General features: G+C 70.3%; 18 protein-coding genes. 4 read left to right on the top strand and 14 right to left on the bottom strand.

What is annotated here, in order from left to right:
* Window positions 1-9: 9 nt before the first annotated feature.
* From Vgi01_RS18770 to Vgi01_RS18760, 3 genes are read right to left on the bottom strand one after another with little or no spacing between them, the layout of a single operon-like run.
* Window positions 10-759, bottom strand: a complete 750-nt coding sequence (locus tag Vgi01_RS18770) for a LamB/YcsF family protein (protein WP_102657718.1) — start codon at window positions 757-759, stop codon at window positions 10-12.
* Window positions 743-1,597: a 5-oxoprolinase subunit C family protein gene (locus Vgi01_RS18765; RefSeq protein ID WP_204291872.1), complete on the bottom strand. Its 855-nt coding sequence runs from the start codon at window positions 1,595-1,597 to the stop codon at window positions 743-745. Before Vgi01_RS18765 ends, Vgi01_RS18770 begins: the two co-directional genes overlap by 17 nt.
* Window positions 1,594-2,265 (bottom strand): 5-oxoprolinase subunit B family protein, encoded by a 672-nt coding sequence (locus Vgi01_RS18760; RefSeq protein WP_204291871.1) that lies wholly within the window; start codon window positions 2,263-2,265, stop codon window positions 1,594-1,596. The genes Vgi01_RS18765 and Vgi01_RS18760 overlap by 4 nt, the downstream gene beginning before the upstream one ends.
* A gap of 106 nt (window positions 2,266-2,371) precedes the next feature.
* On the opposite strand from Vgi01_RS18760, the gene trhA reads away from it, so the two are divergent.
* Window positions 2,372-3,049, top strand: coding sequence for a PAQR family membrane homeostasis protein TrhA (gene trhA, locus Vgi01_RS18755; RefSeq protein WP_102657715.1), 678 nt, complete (start codon window positions 2,372-2,374; stop codon window positions 3,047-3,049).
* Window positions 3,050-3,103: 54 nt separating this feature from the next.
* Here trhA and Vgi01_RS18750 read toward each other — a convergent pair whose 3' ends face one another.
* Window positions 3,104-3,388 carry a DUF6458 family protein gene (locus Vgi01_RS18750; RefSeq protein WP_013730797.1) on the bottom strand — a complete coding sequence of 95 codons (285 nt, stop codon included), beginning with the start codon at window positions 3,386-3,388 and terminating at the stop codon, window positions 3,104-3,106.
* A gap of 115 nt (window positions 3,389-3,503) precedes the next feature.
* Here Vgi01_RS18750 and Vgi01_RS18745 point away from each other — a divergent pair, with 115 nt between their 5' ends.
* Window positions 3,504-4,043 carry a SixA phosphatase family protein gene (locus tag Vgi01_RS18745; protein WP_204291870.1) on the top strand — a complete coding sequence of 180 codons (540 nt, stop codon included), beginning with the start codon at window positions 3,504-3,506 and terminating at the stop codon, window positions 4,041-4,043.
* A 68-nt stretch (window positions 4,044-4,111) separates the two neighbouring features.
* On the opposite strand, the gene Vgi01_RS18740 is transcribed toward Vgi01_RS18745, so the two are convergent.
* The 4 genes from Vgi01_RS18740 to Vgi01_RS18725 all read right to left on the bottom strand — a co-directional run bounded on the left by Vgi01_RS18740 (window position 4,112) and on the right by Vgi01_RS18725 (window position 8,387).
* Window positions 4,112-4,381 (bottom strand): DUF6458 family protein, encoded by a 270-nt coding sequence (locus tag Vgi01_RS18740; protein WP_013730795.1) that lies wholly within the window; start codon window positions 4,379-4,381, stop codon window positions 4,112-4,114.
* A 158-nt stretch (window positions 4,382-4,539) separates the two neighbouring features.
* Window positions 4,540-6,396 (bottom strand): acyl-CoA dehydrogenase, encoded by a 1,857-nt coding sequence (locus Vgi01_RS18735; protein WP_102657713.1) that lies wholly within the window; start codon window positions 6,394-6,396, stop codon window positions 4,540-4,542.
* A gap of 127 nt (window positions 6,397-6,523) precedes the next feature.
* Window positions 6,524-7,651 carry a PP2C family protein-serine/threonine phosphatase gene (locus Vgi01_RS18730; protein WP_204291869.1) on the bottom strand — a complete coding sequence of 376 codons (1,128 nt, stop codon included), beginning with the start codon at window positions 7,649-7,651 and terminating at the stop codon, window positions 6,524-6,526.
* Between the two features lie 100 nt (window positions 7,652-7,751).
* A complete protein-coding gene (locus Vgi01_RS18725) occupies window positions 7,752-8,387 on the bottom strand; it encodes a septal ring lytic transglycosylase RlpA family protein (protein WP_204291868.1) in 636 nt (211 codons plus the stop codon).
* A gap of 180 nt (window positions 8,388-8,567) precedes the next feature.
* On the opposite strand from Vgi01_RS18725, the gene Vgi01_RS18720 reads away from it, so the two are divergent.
* Window positions 8,568-9,110, top strand: coding sequence for a phosphoribosyltransferase (locus Vgi01_RS18720; protein WP_204291867.1), 543 nt, complete (start codon window positions 8,568-8,570; stop codon window positions 9,108-9,110).
* A 145-nt stretch (window positions 9,111-9,255) separates the two neighbouring features.
* On the opposite strand, the gene Vgi01_RS18715 is transcribed toward Vgi01_RS18720, so the two are convergent.
* The gene (locus tag Vgi01_RS18715; protein ID WP_102657757.1) at window positions 9,256-9,777 is read right to left on the bottom strand and encodes an alpha/beta fold hydrolase; all 522 of its coding nucleotides are present in this window, start codon (window positions 9,775-9,777) and stop codon (window positions 9,256-9,258) included.
* A gap of 109 nt (window positions 9,778-9,886) precedes the next feature.
* On the opposite strand from Vgi01_RS18715, the gene Vgi01_RS18710 reads away from it, so the two are divergent.
* Window positions 9,887-10,318 (top strand): ASCH domain-containing protein, encoded by a 432-nt coding sequence (locus tag Vgi01_RS18710; protein WP_102657709.1) that lies wholly within the window; start codon window positions 9,887-9,889, stop codon window positions 10,316-10,318.
* 11 nt (window positions 10,319-10,329) lie between these two features.
* Here Vgi01_RS18710 and Vgi01_RS18705 read toward each other — a convergent pair whose 3' ends face one another.
* The 5 genes from Vgi01_RS18705 to Vgi01_RS18685 form a co-directional block, all read right to left on the bottom strand.
* Window positions 10,330-11,208: an LLM class flavin-dependent oxidoreductase gene (locus Vgi01_RS18705; protein ID WP_102657756.1), complete on the bottom strand. Its 879-nt coding sequence runs from the start codon at window positions 11,206-11,208 to the stop codon at window positions 10,330-10,332.
* Between the two features lie 898 nt (window positions 11,209-12,106).
* Window positions 12,107-13,318: a helix-turn-helix domain-containing protein gene (locus Vgi01_RS18700; RefSeq protein ID WP_204291866.1), complete on the bottom strand. Its 1,212-nt coding sequence runs from the start codon at window positions 13,316-13,318 to the stop codon at window positions 12,107-12,109.
* 143 nt (window positions 13,319-13,461) lie between these two features.
* On the bottom strand, window positions 13,462-13,719 hold the full coding sequence (locus Vgi01_RS18695) for a Txe/YoeB family addiction module toxin (protein ID WP_102657706.1): 258 nt from the start codon (window positions 13,717-13,719) through the stop codon (window positions 13,462-13,464).
* A complete protein-coding gene (locus Vgi01_RS18690) occupies window positions 13,716-13,991 on the bottom strand; it encodes a type II toxin-antitoxin system Phd/YefM family antitoxin (protein WP_204291865.1) in 276 nt (91 codons plus the stop codon). The genes Vgi01_RS18695 and Vgi01_RS18690 overlap by 4 nt, the downstream gene beginning before the upstream one ends.
* A 90-nt stretch (window positions 13,992-14,081) precedes the next feature.
* Window positions 14,082-14,576 (bottom strand): hypothetical protein, encoded by a 495-nt coding sequence (locus Vgi01_RS18685; protein ID WP_204291864.1) that lies wholly within the window; start codon window positions 14,574-14,576, stop codon window positions 14,082-14,084.
* Window positions 14,577-14,683: the final 107 nt, after the last annotated feature.

Genomic DNA, 14,683 nt, shown 5'->3' with positions numbered 1-14,683 from the left:
CCTTTCACCTCAGGTGAAGGGGGTGGGGGTGGCGCCGGCGTCGATGAGGGCGGCGCGGACGAGTTCCGCGGCGGCCACCGCGCCGGGGCTGTCGCCGTGCAGGCAGATCGAGTCGACGACGCACGGGAAAACGCTGCCGTCGATGGCCACCACCGTCTGCTCGGTGGCCATCCGTACGGCCCGGCGGGCCACCTCGTGCGGATCGGTGACCAGCGCGTCGGGCGAGGTACGCGGCACCAGTTGGCCGTTGGGCAGGTAGTTGCGGTCGGCGAAGCCCTCGGCGACCACCCTCAGTCCCGCGCCCTGGGCGAGTTGGGCCAGCACCGAACCGGGCAGGCAGAGCAGGGGCAGTTCCGGGTCGTAGTCGTTGACGGCGGCGACCACCGCCGCCGCCTGGGTCTCGTCACGGGCCGCCGCGTGGTAGAGCGCGCCGTGCGGCTTCAGGTAGCGGACCCGGGTGCGGTACGCGCGACAGAAGGCGTCGAGCGCACCGAGCTGGTACAGGACCTCGTCACGCAGCTCCGCGAACTCGTACGCGATGTGTCGACGGCCGAAGCCGGCCAGGTCGCGGTAGCCGACCTGGGCGCCGACGGCGACCCGGCGTTCGGCTGCGGCGGCGCAGACCCGGCGCATCGTCACCGGGTCGCCGGCGTGGAAGCCGCAGGCCACGTTGGCCGAGGTGACCAGGTCCAGCAGTGCCTCGTCGTCGCCGAGTTGCCAGACACCGAAGCCTTCACCGAGATCAGCGTTGAGGTCCATGGAACCTGACGGTAGTGCCTGGTCTGGCCTGGGCGAGCGGGGTCACGTCGTCCACCACGGCGATGACGGGATATCCGCCGGTGGTGGGATGGTCGGCGAGGAAGATCAACGGCTGGCCGTCCGCCGGCACCTGGACCGCGCCGAGGACGACACCCTCGCTGGGCAGTTCCCCGGGCACCGCGCGGGGCAGCGGTGCGCCGGTCAGTCGCGCGCCGACCCGGTTGCTCAACGGACTCACCGTGTACGCCGTGCCGTACAGCCGGTCCAGCGCCACGGCGTCGAACCAGTCGTGTCGCGGCCCGAGCCGGGCGGTCAGGTGCAGTTCCTGCGGGTACGCCGTCGGCACGGTGACGTCGACCGGGGCGGGTGGGCCGACCGGGACGCCCACCGGCAGCCGGTCGCCGTCGCGCAGTGGCGCCGGTCCGAGTCCGGCGAGGGTGTCGGTGGCCCGGCTGCCCAGCACCGGCTCCACGGCGATGCCGCCGGCCACCGCCAGCCAGCAGCGCAGACCCCGTCGGGCGGGGCCGATCCGCAACACCGCCCCCGCCGGTACGGCCAATGGGCGACCGGGGTCGCCGGGCCGGTCGCCAACCCGCACGTCGACCTCGGCCCCCACCACGGCAACTGTGCCGGCCCGGGTGAGGCGAAGTTCGCAGCCGGTCATGGTGATCTCCAGGCCGGCAGTCGGTTCCGGGTTGCCGACCAGCCGGTTGGCCAGCCGTAACGCGTCCGGGTCGAGCGCGCCCGAGCGGGGGACCCCGAGGTGCGCCCAGCCGGGGCGGCCCAGATCCTGCACGGTGGTCAACGCCCCGGCGGTCAGCACCTCGATCTCGCTCATGTCGGCAGCAGGCGCACCGGGGTGCCGGGGGTGAGCCGGGCCGGCGGGTCGGCGCGCACGTCGAACAGGGCCAGCGTGGTACGCCCCACCAGCAGCCAACCGCCGGGCGAGGCGGTGGGGTAGATCCCGGCGTACGGGCCGGCAAGCGCCACCGAACCGGCCGGCACCCGGGGTCGCGGCGAGGGCAGCCGGGGCACCGCCAGTTCGGCGGGGAGCCCGGTCAGGTAGCCGAAGCCGGGTGCGAAGCCGCAGAAGGCCACCCGGAATTCGGTCTGCGCGATGCGGCGCACCACGGACGGCACGTCCGTGTGCCAGTGTGCCGCCACCCGGGGCAGATCCTCCCCGTCGTACGTCACCGGCACCTCGACCGGTTCGGCGGCGGCCGACGTGGTGAGCGGCGGCATCGGGGTCCACGTCCTGATGGCGGCGGCGGTGGCCGCCGGGTCCGGTACGCCGTCGAGCAGCACGGTGGCCGCTGCCGGAACGATCTCGGTGGCCACCAGTTCGGCGCGCTCCCGACGACGCCACAGCTCGGCCCGCCACCCCTCCACCAGGGCGGGGTCCACCGGCTCGGCCGGGGTGAGCGCGTCGGGGCTGTCGGGCTCAGAGTCGGTGGGTGCGGCGAAGTCGAGGAGCAGGGCGTGCCCGCCGACGCGTCTGATCCGCATGCCACTATCCTTCCGGACCGGGGCACCCGGACGCGTCATCCGGCCGTCCGCAAGCGTGACCCGTTGCACTACCCGAAAGTAACCTACGCTGCCGTAACCTGGTGATGTGACGACCTCAGCACCGTCCCGGCTCAAGCCGGTCGACATCGGGAAACCCCGGATGCGCGGCTGGCTGCACACGTACGCGTTCTTCGTCGCCGTGGTCTGTGGCATTGTGCTCTGTTCGATCGCCGCCGCCCGGCCCGGCTGGACACCCCTGATCAGTTGCGCGGTCTACAGCTTCACCGTCTGCGGCCTCTTCGGCACCAGCGCGCTCTACCACCGTCGCGTCTGGTCCGCCCGCGGCTTCCAGGTGATGCGGCGGATGGACCACTCGATGATCTTCCTGTTCATCGCCGGTACGTACACGCCGTTCTGTCTGCTGCTGCTCGACAACCGCGCCACCGTGACCATGCTGGCGGTGGTCTGGGGCGGCGCGCTGGCCGGCGTGGCCCTCAAGATGATCTGGCCGCACGTCTCGCGGTGGGTCTCCGCACCGCTCTACCTGGCGCTCGGCTGGGTGGCGGTGGCGATCCTGCCGGACATCCTGCACCAGGGCGGCGTCACCGCGTTGGTGCTGCTCAGCGTCGGTGGCGCGATCTACACCGTCGGCGCGGTCTTCTACGCGCTACGCCGGCCGAACCCGTGGCCCACCGTGTTCGGGCATCACGAGTTCTTCCACGCCTGCACCCTGGTCGCGGCGATTTGTCACCACATCGCCATCTACTTCGCCCTCTTCGCCTGACCGCACGGGGGGTCGGCGGGCGAACCCACCGACCCCCCGGGTTGCGGACGCGGATCAGACAGTGGGGCCGGGCCGGCGCACCTCGCGGTACTCCTGCACCACCCGGTCGTCCTGGACCGGTACGGCCCGGTCGGCGACGACCCGCTCCTGACGGACCGGGGTGACCACGGTCCGTCGGCGCGAGTTCCAGAAGTAGAGCGTCACGAGCAGGCCGGCAACCCCGGTGAGCATCAGCACCCAGCCGACGACGCTCAGGTTGAGCCAGCCGAGATCCGCCTCCACGGCGAACGCGAAGATCGCGCCGAGCGCGATCAGGAAGATACTGCCACCGATGCCCATCTCTCGTCTCCTCGGCTATCGAAGCTGCATTCCACTTCGCCGCGGCCATCGATGAGGTTGCGGCATGCCTGGACTTACCCCGCCACGGAGATCGCCAATCGGGCAAGCTGGTGACATGAGGGACGGCGCGGTGCAGGAACGGACGCTCGTGCTGCTGCGGCATGCCAGGGCGGAACCACCCACGGCGGACGGTCTCGACGTCGAGCGCCCGCTGTCGGCGCGGGGGCGAGCCGACGCCGCCGCAGCCGGTGCCTGGCTGGCCCGGTACGGGCTGCTGCCCGAGGTGGTGCTCTGCTCGGCGGCGCTGCGGACCCGACAGACCTGGCACGGCGTGGAGATGGGCATGACCGGGTCACCCCCGGAGGGTGGCCCGGCCGGTCCGGTGCCGGAAGTCCGTTACGAGCCGGATGCGTACGAGGCACATCCGGACGATCTGCTGACCCTGGTACGACGGGTCGAGCCGACGGTCGGCACGGTCCTGCTGATCGCCCACAACCCGGGCATCTCGCTGCTGTCGGAGTTCCTCGACCCACCGCGGGCCGACCCGGACGGGCTGCGCACCAGCGACCTGGTGGTGCACCGGAGCACGCTGCCGTGGGCGGACCTGGCTCGCGGTACGGCCGCGATCAGCGCCCGGCACACCGCCCGAGGCTGAAAGAGGCTGAAAACGGACGCGCCGAGCCAGCGGGCCGGTGGCCCTGCTGACTCAGCGCGTGTGGTGCCTCAGCTCGGTGGTGCGGTGGGCGGCGGCGGATCGGGAGGTGGCGGCATCATCGCGGTCGGATGAGACAGCCGGTTCTCCTCCACGATCAGCGTCCTCGCCCGCTTTCGGCGATCCTGCCAGAACCAGAGCGTGGTGAGCAGGACGCCCAGGCCGGCCAGGATGAAAACCCAACCGACCGCGCGTAGGTCGACCCACCAGACGTTTGCCCGGATGGCGAAGGTCAGGATCGCACCGATGGCGATCAGGAAGATCCCACTACCAATGCCCATGTGCGCGGCACTCCCCCGTGCGGTTGCTTCTGGGCGTACGTTGACTGGCCCGCGACGGTTACCCGTCCGAGCCGGGGTTACCCGCGCCGCGCTGGGCGAACACGCCGACGGCCGGCGGGCAGTACGCCCACCGGCCGTCCGGAGCCGCTATCGGCAAATCAGAAGATCTCCTCCGGGAGGTCCATGATCTCCAGGTCGGTGCCCTCGATGATGCGCCGGTCGGCGCCGATGCGCGGCAGCACCTCGCGGGAGAAGAACCGGGCAGCAGCCACCTTGCCGGTGTAGAACGCCTTGTCCGCCGCCGAGACCTCACCGGCCAGCGCCTTCAGCGCCACGTCCGCCTGCTTCTGCAGCAGCCAGCCGACCACCAGGTCACCGATCGCCAGCAGGAACCGCCGGCTGGCGAGCCCGACCTTGTAGAGCGCGCGGGTGTCGCCGCCCTGTGCCTCGCCCAGCCAGCCGGTCAGCACGCCGAGGATGGTCTGGATCTCGGCCAGCGCCTTGCCGAGCGCCTGGCGCTCCTGCTTGAGCTGGCCGTTGCCGCCCTCGCTGGTGATGAACTCCTGGATCTCGGCGGCCACCGCCATCAGGGCCTTGCCGTTGTCCCGGACGATCTTCCGGAAGATCAGGTCGAGGCTCTGGATCGCCGTGGTGCCCTCGTACAGGGTGTCGATCTTGGCGTCCCGGACGTACTGCTCCAGGGGGTAGTCCTGGAGGAAGCCGGAGCCACCGAAGGTCTGCAGGGACTCGTGCCCGAGCAGCTCGTACGCCCGCTCCGAGCCGACGCCCTTGACCAGCGGCAGCAGCAGGTCGTTGACCCGCTTGGCCAGCTTGGTGGCCTTCTCGTCACCGGCCGCCTCGGCGATGGCGACCTTGTCCTGCCAGGAGGCGGTGTAGCAGACCAGGGCCCGCAGCCCCTCGGCGTACGACTTCTGCAGCAGCAGCGAGCGCCGTACGTCGGGGTGGTGGGTGATGGTCACCCGGGGGGCGGTCTTGTCGGTCGACTGGAGCAGGTCGGCGCCCTGCACCCGGTTCTTGGCGTACTCCAGGGCGTTCAGGTAGCCGGTGGAGAGGGTGGCGATCGCCTTGGTGCCGACGAGCATCCGGGCGTACTCGATGATCATGAACATCTGCCGGATGCCGTCGTGCTTGTCGCCCATCAGCCAACCCTTGGCGGGCACGCCGTGCTCGCCGAAGGTCAGCTCGCAGGTGTTGGAGACCTTCAGGCCCATCTTGTGCTCGACGTTGGTGGCGTAGACGCCGTTGCGCTCGCCCAGCTCGCCGGTCTCCTCATCGAAGTGGTACTTCGGCACGACGAACAGCGACAGACCCTTGGTGCCCGGGCCGCCCACGCCCTCCACGCCGACCGGGCGGGCCAGCACGTAGTGGACGATGTTGTCGCTGAGGTCGTGCTCACCGGAGGTGATGAAGCGCTTCACGCCCTCGATGTGCCACGAGCCGTCCGGCTGCGGGATGGCGCGGGCCCGGCCGGCGCCCACGTCCGAGCCGGCGTCCGGCTCGGTGAGCACCATCGTCGAGCCCCACTGCTTGTCGACGAAGAGCTTGGCCCACTTCTTCTGCCGCTCGGTGCCCTCGACGCGCAGCACGTGCGCGAAGGACGGGCCGGAGGCGTACATCCAGATCGGGGCGTTCGAGCCGAGCACCAGCTCGGCGAGGGCCCACCACAGCATCCGGGGTGCGTTGCTGCCGTCCAGCTCCGCGGGGAGGTCCAGCCGCCAGAACTCGGAGTCCATGAACGCCTGGTACGACTTCTTGAACGACTCCGGCAGCGGCGCGGTGTGCGTGGCCGGGTCGAAGACCGGTGGGTTGCGGTCGCTGTCGGTGTAGCTGGCGGCCAGGTCCTCGCGTGCCAGGCGGTCCATCTCGGCGAGGAAGGTCCGCGCCGTGTCGACGTCGAGGTCGGTGTACGGCTCCTGGCCGAACGCCCGGTCCGCCCCGAACACCTCGAACAGGTTGAACTCGAGGTCCCGAAGGTTGCTCTTGTAGTGGGTCATGCCGCTGGCCCCGCTTCCGGACAGGTGTTACCGATCAGTAACCCCGACTGTATTACTCACGGGTAGACAGCGACAAGTCGCTCGCCGAAGTGACGGCAATTACACACGATCGAACATGGCCGGCGCCTCAGCCCTCGGTCGCGCCGACCTCCCAGCTCGGCACCACCGCTGTCACACCGCTCGCGGTGCCCGTGTACTCCATCAACACCAGGGCGATGTCGTCGTCGAGCCGCCCGTGCACCCACTCCTTCAGCGCGGTCTCCAGCGACGCCAGGCCGTCGGCGACCGTGCCGTGCCCGAGCAACCGCCAGGCCCGGTCCGCAGTCGGGAAGAACTCGCCGTCCCGACGTGCCTCGCCGAGACCGTCGGTGAACAGCAGCAGGCGATCGCCCGGCTCCAACCGCTCCACCCGGGGACGGACCACCGGCATGAAACCCAGCGGCGGCGCGGGAGCGGGCGGCTCCAGCGGGATCACCGCACCACCGCGCAGCAGCAACGGAGCCGGATGCCCGCAGTTCACGATGGTCAGCGTGCCGCCACGCTCCTCGACAAGCGCCGCGGTGACGAAGTCCTCGTCGCCGACGTTGCGGGCCACCGCGCGGTCCAGGTCCGCCACCACGGCCCGCAGGTCGGCCCGCTCGTAGGCCACGTGCCGGTACGAGCCGAGCACGATGCTGGCCAGCCGGACCGCCTCCAGCCCCTTGCCGCGTACGTCTCCGATGATCATGCGTACGCCGTACGGAGTCTCGATCGCCTCGTACAGGTCGCCACCGATCTCCGCCCGCGCGGTGGAGGAGATGTACCGCCCGGCCACCGACAGGGCGCCCACCCGAGGGCCGAGCGGGCGCAGCACCGCCTGCTGGGCGACCGCCGCCAGCTTGGACAACTCGGCGATCTGCTTGGCCTGCCGCTCCCGTACCGACGCCACCGCCGCAGCGATGCCGGCGCCCAGCACGATGCCCGCCACGGCGACCGCGGTGGACAACGACAGCATCCGCTCGGCCAGCGCGAAGCCGGCCCCGAGCAGGGAGGCCGCCGCCCCCACACCGAGCACCACCCGCCAGGACGCCAACGCGGCGGCCAGGAAGGGGGCGGCCACCATCAACGCGATGTAGTTCGCGGCGGGACCGTCGGCCAGCTCCACCGCCGAGACGGTTGCGAGCAGAACGAGGGCCGCGCCGAGGCCGGCGCGGGATCCGGGGCTCAGCGGGCTACGGCCCGGCTGGAGGAGTCGCGTGCGTACGTCCGACAGCATGCCTGATGGATGTGAACGAAAGCACGAACCTGACCCGTCGTACGAGCGGACTCTGACCACCAGGATCGTGGGCCAGAGCCGATCGCCGGCCGGCACCGGCTCAGCCGAGCACCTCGTACCGGACCTCGATGTGGCCCAGGTCGAGCGAGGCGATCTCGGCGAACGCGGCCCGGGACAGGTCCAGGCAACGGCCGTCGATGAACGGCCCCCGGTCGTTGATCCGGACGGTGATCGACTTGCCGTTGGCCGGATTGGTCACCCGGACCTTGGAGTTGAACGGCAGCGTCTTGTGCGCGGCCGTCATGTCCTCCGGGTTGAACGTCTCGCCGTTGGCGGTCATCTGACCCTGCCAGTAGAACGACGCGCCGCAGGAGCCGGTCTCCACCACCGGTCGCGCCGTCGTCTTCTTCGCGGTGGGCGTCGGCTTCGTGCTCGGCGTCGGCTTGGCGCTGGGCGTACGCGGCTTGCTGCGCGACGGCGCCTGCGCGGTACGGGTCGGCGTCGGGCTCGCGGTAGCGCTCGGCGAGCCGCTGGCGCTCGGCGAGCCGCTGGCCAGCTCAGGCGTGGCGGAGCTGGGCGAGAAGTCGATCGCCGCCGGCCGGACCGGCTCCAACCCGGCGGTCAACTGTACGGCGCCGACGGTGCCACCGACGGCGAGCGCGACGGCCACCACCGCGCTGGCCGCGATACCGGCCGGCGAACTGATCCTGCGGGTACGGGTGTGCCTACCAGTCACCGGCCCGGTCCTTTCCTCAACAGATCAAATCGGGTCGGACCATAGCGAGAGAAGCACTTCCGAAGTCAACGTGATCATGGTGGTATGGCCGGAATTGCGGCGATACCTGAAGCCGATCATCCGACCTGCGATCGGCCGGGCGGCCCGCTGCCCGCCGACGTCCCGGCGCACCATAGGAAGATGTCCGCCGAGCTCAGCAAGCGTCTCGTCGAGTTGTTCCGTTGGGTCGACCCGGGCCCGGACGCGAGCCACCTGGTCAGCGACATCTCCGGCTGGTGGCGGGACCCGACCGTCCTCGCCGAGTTGGGCCCGGCACTTGTCGCACCGTTCCGGGCGGCCCGACCCACAGTGGTCGTGGCACCGGCGGTCACCGGGTTCCTACTCGGCCCGCTGGCCGCCACCGCGCTCGGCGTCGGCTTCGTGCCGGCCCACAAGCCGGGCGACGGACGGCTGCCCGCCGGGCCACTGACCTGGGCGCAGAGCCCGTCCGACTTCCGTGGTCGGCGCGTCGACCTGGCGGTGCAGAGCCGACACCTGAACGCCGGCGACCGGGTGCTGGTGGTGGACGACTGGGTCGCCACCGCCGCCCAGGTCCAGGCCCTCTACGACATCTGCGCCAGCCTCGGCGCGGAACCGGTGGGCACCTCCGCCGTGGTCGTCGACTGCCCCCCGTCCGTAGCGACCACCCTCCGCATCCACGCCCTCACCACCCTGCCCACGTGAAAGGAAGGGCACCTTATTAACGCCTCAGGTAGAGCAAGGGCCCCTTGTTAACACCCGCACCGCGCCCACACCAGCGCCGCGCACGCAGCCGCACCGCGCCCACACCCGCACCGCGCACGCAGCCGCGCCGCGCACGCAGCTCAGCTCAGCGGACGCGGACGAAGCCCTCGACCACGGTGCAGACCCGGCCGAGCGCCTCGGCCGAGTGGGCCAGCGGCCCCGGCACCATCAACGCGTGATCGGCGGCCGGGATCTCCAGCACGTGCGGGGTCAGCCGCCGGGCGGTCGCGCTGTCCCAGGACGAGTCGGCCGTACCCCCGACCAGGATGAACGGGGCGGTGGCCCGGCGCAGCGCGTCGACCAGCTCCGCCCGGTGCAGCAGCGGGGTGAGCCAGACGGCGGGCAACCCGCGCGCGGCGGCCAGCGGCGCGGCCAGCGTGCCGAGCGACTTGCCGACCAGCAGGTCCGTGCGTTCATTCAGGGACGGAGCGACCTGGTCGCACACCCACCTGCCGATGGTGTCCACGTCGAAGTCCTCCGGCACCTGCCAGGAGATTCCGTGCAGCCCGAAACCGGCCCGCCGCAGCGCCTCACCCAGATAGAGGAACAGTGGGTACCGGGTGTCGTAGCCACGCCCCGGAATGAGCACCGCACGTCGGTCCGCCATGGACATCTCCTTCTTGTCGGGCATCGACCGTACCGCCAGAAAAGCCGCAGCGGCATGGCCGAAGCGTCACCGGGCGCCCACCGGCTGGTCGGCCGGTACCCTCGGCAGGATGTGGCCACGGATCGGCGACCTGCGCGCCCTCGCTCTCGGTACCCCCGGCGAGCTGCGAACCCACCTCAACACGCTGGTGCTCAACGGGGTGAAGACCGCAACCGCCGGCCTGCTCGACGAGTACGCCGAGGACGGCGAGGAACTGGAACACGTAGGTGAGCGGCTGGCCCTCGTCGACGACCACGACGCGCTGGTGGGCGTCGTCGAGGTGACCGATGTGCAGATGTACCGCTTCGCCGAGGTGCCGTGGGACTTCGCCCGCGCCGAGGGTGAGGGCGACCGTTCGATCGAGGAGTGGCGGGCCGGCCACGCCGCCTACTGGGCCCGTATCGGCACCCCGGTCACCGACGACACCCAGATCGTCTGCCTCCGTTTCCGCCTGGTCAGCGCCGGCGAAGGCGGCATCGCCACCGGCGACCTGAGCACCTGACCCCGGCGTCCTCAGCCTCTCAGCTGCGGCAGGAGGCGGGTGGCGACGTCGGCCAGGACCGCCTCGTCACCGGCGTACCAGCTGCTCTCCCGGGGCCAGTGCGTGATCACGTCGGTGAAGCCCAACTCGGCCGCCCGCCCGACCTGGTCGGCGAAGAACTGGGCACTGCTCAACGAGAAGACCGGAGCCGCGTCCAACGAGAGATAGCGGTCCAGCGCGTCCGGGTCACGTCCCTGTGCCGCCAACACCGAGTCGAACCTGGCCACCGTCTCGGCCACCCCCGCCCACCAGGTGTCGAGGTCGTCGCCACCGACGCCGATGGTCACCCAGCCCTGGCCGTACCGGGCGGCGAGCCGCATCGAACGCGGCCCGTTCGCAGCGACCACGAACGGCACCCGTGGCTGCTGCACACACCCGGGGTTGTTGCGCGCGTCGACAGCCGCGAACCAGTCGCCGCGCCACGTCGTACCGTCCTCGCGCAGGATCGCGTCGAGCAGCTCGGTGAACTCGGCGAACCGGTCCACCCGCTGCCGCGGCGGCAGCGTCTCGCCACCGAGCACCGCCGAGTCGAAGCCGATGCCACCCGCGCCGAGCCCGAGCAGCACCCGACCGTCGGAGACGTCGTCGAGCGCCGTCACCTGCCGGGCGAACGCCGCCGGATGCCGGAAGTTGGGCGAGGCGACAAGCGTCCCGAGCCGGATCCGGGAGGTCACCGTCGCGGCGGCGGTCAGCGTGGCCATCGAGTCGAACCAGGGCCCGTCCACCAGATCCCGCCAGCCCAGGTGGTCGTACGTCCAGGCGTGGTCGAACCCCCACTCGTCGACCTGCTGCCAGCGGTGCCGGGCCACCGACCAGCGCTGGTCGGGCAGAATCACGATGCCAATCCGCATGATCACCAGGGTACGGCGATCCCGGTCATCGGGCGCGGCACCATCGCGTCGGAGACCTCGGTCCCTACTTGCGGTTCCGTCGCGCCATCCAGAGGCCAGCGACGGCCGCCGCGGCGAGCGGCACCAGACAGCACAGGCTGAGAATGAACAGTTGCCACGGCTTGATCGCTCCCACGGCCAGCAGCGTATCGACAGTCGGCCACCTACGAAGTTCCGTGGTCGACGGCGCTCGTCTCGCCCCGATGTGTTCTGGTCCGGTTACCGTCCTTCTGATGGTTGCCTGGCCCAGCCGATGAAGCGTCGATGCAGCGCCCCAGCCGGCGGCCAAGGCAGGTCGCAGCCACCACAGCTCCAGATCAGCAACACCGGACCGTGCGTGCTCACCGCACGCCCCCCAGGAACCGGGCCACGCTCGCGCGGGCCTGCCGGCTCGTCGCCCATTCCACCTGCCAGCACGGGTACGGCACCAGCCGCGCCCACCACACCCGGCAACCCGCACACATACCGTCGAGCCCTCGGACGTGTACGGCGAGAATCATGCGCTCCGGCCCGCCGGTCACTGCTCACTCTCCTGCGGCCAGTGGCCACGGTTGATCGGGATCCGATGCCGGGCACGACAGGGCAGGTCGGCACCGCATCGGCAGACACGCCGCCAGCGCTGCCAACACCACACCGGCCGATGCCGCCGCGCGAACGTCAACGCGGTAGCGGAGAGATACTCGTCGTACGAGACGCGCCGCACGTAACCTCCCTCGCCGATCACGAGGGCACTGTTGCCGCCACCCTCTGATTGCGGGGGACGCGGCGGCCAGGCGTTGATCGCACCGCCCGCCGCATCCCGTGACCGGAAAGCTACGGCCGGTGGCGAGGCGGAATGGGTAAGGTTCCTACCCCTGGATCACGGCACGAGCCCGACCTTGACCGCGAGGTCACGGGCATCGTCTCGGATGGAACGCGGCCCGTCGAGCAGGTCCAAGGTGATCTGGCGGGCGTACCCGTTGAAGCGGATCGTCTCCGGGGCCGACTCGTACGCCTTCCGCAGCGTCGCCACGGTCGCTTCCTTGTCGTCCTTGCCGTAGTGCGCCCGCGCGACCTCGATGAGATGGCGTGCCCGTCGCGGCCGCGACGGGATCGCCGCCGCGTCATGTCGACGGGCCTGCCGCACCGCCTCGCCGGATTTCTGCAGTTCCACCGCCACGGTCACCGCATGAGCACCCATGATGACCTGGGAGAACGACGTCTGCGGCTGGTAGAAGCCCTTCGGCAGGCGCTGTGCCACCTGGTCCGCACGGTCCCAGTACCGCCAGGCTCGCCCTTCCTCACCGGCACGAGCAACGGTGTACGCGGCTTCGAAGTTCAGCGCACCCCACAAGGCCAGCAGATTCGTGCTCCCGTCGGCTGCCCGCGGCTCCAGCGCCGACAGCACATCCAGCGTCACCGCCATTGCGGTGTCCCAATCCCCGGCGTCCCGATGCACCTGACACAGGAACCACCCCGCACACGCGAGCGCCTCCGGATCACCGGACTCCTGCGCCGCCACCATCGCCCGATCCGCCACCCGCCATAGCAACTCGGCAGCGGGCTGGTACGCGATGAACATCTGTGCCAGCCCGAGCATCTCCGCCAACAGGGCCTGTGCCTGCCGCCGCTGGTCACCCTCGTACGCCAACACGGCCCGCTGCCCGTCGCGCAGCAACCCCGGCAACAACCCGCCCAGCACCGTACGGTGATCCGACGCCTGATGCCTCGCCCGCCACGCCACCGCAAGCCGCTCCCTCAGACCGGCCAACGACTCCGCCGGGGTGTCACCGGAAAGCGGGATGCGGTTCACGGCATCCCGAACCGACGCCAGCGCCGGATGCTCCGGCCCGTTGACAGCCGCCGACCGATCACCCAGCTCCACGGCCAACACCGACACGTCGATCTTCAGGGCACGCGCGATCCGATCCAGCATGTGAATGCGCGGCGGCAGAATCCGATCCGTCTCCACCGCCTTGACCCACTCGGCGCTACGCCCCACCAACCCACCGAGCACCGCACGAGTCTTCCCGGACCGCTCCCGGTAGACCTTCAACCGCTGCCCGAACGTCAACTCCGGCAAGGAATCCACCCGGAACCTCCTCGCGTAGCGCGGCGAAGACCACCGACCCATCGACCGCAATCACCACGCTACCGACAGGCAGGCCACCCCATAACCCCTCACAGCCGACCGTGGACGGTGCTGTGGTCCGATCGCGGCTCTGGAGTGATCCGCTATCGGTCGCCGTAGTGGTACCGGCAGGCGATGATCTCAACGTCGTCCTTGGTGATCCGGTAGACCAGCCGGTGTTCGCGGTCGATTCGGCGGGACCAGAAGCCGGACAGCTCTCCCCGCAGGGGTTCCGGCTTGCCGATGCCCTCGTATCCGTTGCGCATGATGTCCGTGATGAGGTCGTTGATGCGTTTGACCAGTTTACGGTCGGTGTGACTGAGGTACTGGCTCCAGGCTGTCGCGGTGAAGACCAGCCTCACGCGACGTCCCGCACGGTGGCCGGGTCGATCAGGTCCCGCTCGGCCGCCTCACCCTGCTCGAGCTCGGCGATCGAGCGGCGCAGGGCTGCGGCGTTGGCCGGGTTGCGAAGGAGGTACTCGGTCTCCTTCATCGCCTCGTACTCCGCAAGCGGGACGATGACCACCGGTTCGTGACCCGACCGGGTCACCACCACTTCCTCGGCGTCGTTGATGACGCTGTCGAGCTCGGCGGCCAGGTTCTGGCGCAGTTGGGTGAAGTTCACGGTCCGCATGACCACCTCCGATAAGTACAGGAAATTGTACCTCGGCTGGCTCGTGTTCCATCGCTGGTCGACGAGGCGGAGCGCCCTACCGGTCGAGCCTCAATGGTTGTTGTCAAGGGTGGGGGTGTTGGGCTTGATCCGGCTGGCGGCTCGGGGCCATCGGACGGTGGGGCAGGTGGGTGCGTCGGTGGCGCTGCACCCGTTCTGTTCGCGGAGGCGGTACCACTGCTCGTGCGCAGCGAAGATGCGGTTCATGCCGTCATGCTCGTCGCGTAGCTCCAGGAACTCGTCGAGGAGGTCGAACAGGCTCTCGACGGTGCGGGCGTCCAGGTCCGGATCCATGTCGCGGACGTTCTTGGGACCGATGGGTTCGGTCAGGTGAGCGACGATGCTCCACCAGGCGTGGTTGTTGAGGCAGCCGGCTTGAGCCACCAGCCATGGCTGGAAACCAGTCAGCAAGGTCCGTGCGGTCGCCTGGTTGCACCCTTCGACGAATGCCACGACGCTGGCGAAGTCTTCTCGGATGAGCCACATCCTGGGGCGTTTGCGGATGTTGGCGAACAGGTCCCGGTAGTTGGTGATCGTGATGGTCACGGCCGAATTGTGCCTGACTGGTGGCGGCTCACGCGCCCTTGCGGTGTGGGGTCTCCTCGGCCGGGCAGGCTCGCCCACTGGCCACTGCTTGCCGCAGCAATATCGAA

Origin of the sequence: Micromonospora gifhornensis, from assembly GCF_016863515.1 — a bacterium.
GTDB classification, from domain to species: Bacteria; Actinomycetota; Actinomycetes; order Mycobacteriales; family Micromonosporaceae; genus Micromonospora; species Micromonospora gifhornensis.
Note: the sequence above shows the minus strand (reverse complement) of the source record. Positions and strands in the feature narration are given on the sequence as shown.

Coding starts and splice junctions, on each gene's coding strand:
- Vgi01_RS18770 (WP_102657718.1), bottom strand. CDS start 759: ATGGACCTCAACGCTGATCTCGGTGAAGGCTTCGGTGTCTGGCAACTC.
- Vgi01_RS18765 (WP_204291872.1), bottom strand. CDS start 1,597: ATGAGCGAGATCGAGGTGCTGACCGCCGGGGCGTTGACCACCGTGCAG.
- Vgi01_RS18760 (WP_204291871.1), bottom strand. CDS start 2,265: ATGCGGATCAGACGCGTCGGCGGGCACGCCCTGCTCCTCGACTTCGCC.
- Vgi01_RS18750 (WP_013730797.1), bottom strand. CDS start 3,388: ATGGGCATCGGTGGCAGTATCTTCCTGATCGCGCTCGGCGCGATCTTC.
- Vgi01_RS18745 (WP_204291870.1), top strand. CDS start 3,504: ATGAGGGACGGCGCGGTGCAGGAACGGACGCTCGTGCTGCTGCGGCAT.
- Vgi01_RS18740 (WP_013730795.1), bottom strand. CDS start 4,381: ATGGGCATTGGTAGTGGGATCTTCCTGATCGCCATCGGTGCGATCCTG.
- Vgi01_RS18735 (WP_102657713.1), bottom strand. CDS start 6,396: ATGACCCACTACAAGAGCAACCTTCGGGACCTCGAGTTCAACCTGTTC.
- Vgi01_RS18730 (WP_204291869.1), bottom strand. CDS start 7,651: ATGCTGTCGGACGTACGCACGCGACTCCTCCAGCCGGGCCGTAGCCCG.
- Vgi01_RS18720 (WP_204291867.1), top strand. CDS start 8,568: ATGTCCGCCGAGCTCAGCAAGCGTCTCGTCGAGTTGTTCCGTTGGGTC.
- Vgi01_RS18715 (WP_102657757.1), bottom strand. CDS start 9,777: ATGGCGGACCGACGTGCGGTGCTCATTCCGGGGCGTGGCTACGACACC.
- Vgi01_RS18710 (WP_102657709.1), top strand. CDS start 9,887: ATGTGGCCACGGATCGGCGACCTGCGCGCCCTCGCTCTCGGTACCCCC.
- Vgi01_RS18705 (WP_102657756.1), bottom strand. CDS start 11,208: ATGCGGATTGGCATCGTGATTCTGCCCGACCAGCGCTGGTCGGTGGCC.
- Vgi01_RS18690 (WP_204291865.1), bottom strand. CDS start 13,991: ATGCGGACCGTGAACTTCACCCAACTGCGCCAGAACCTGGCCGCCGAG.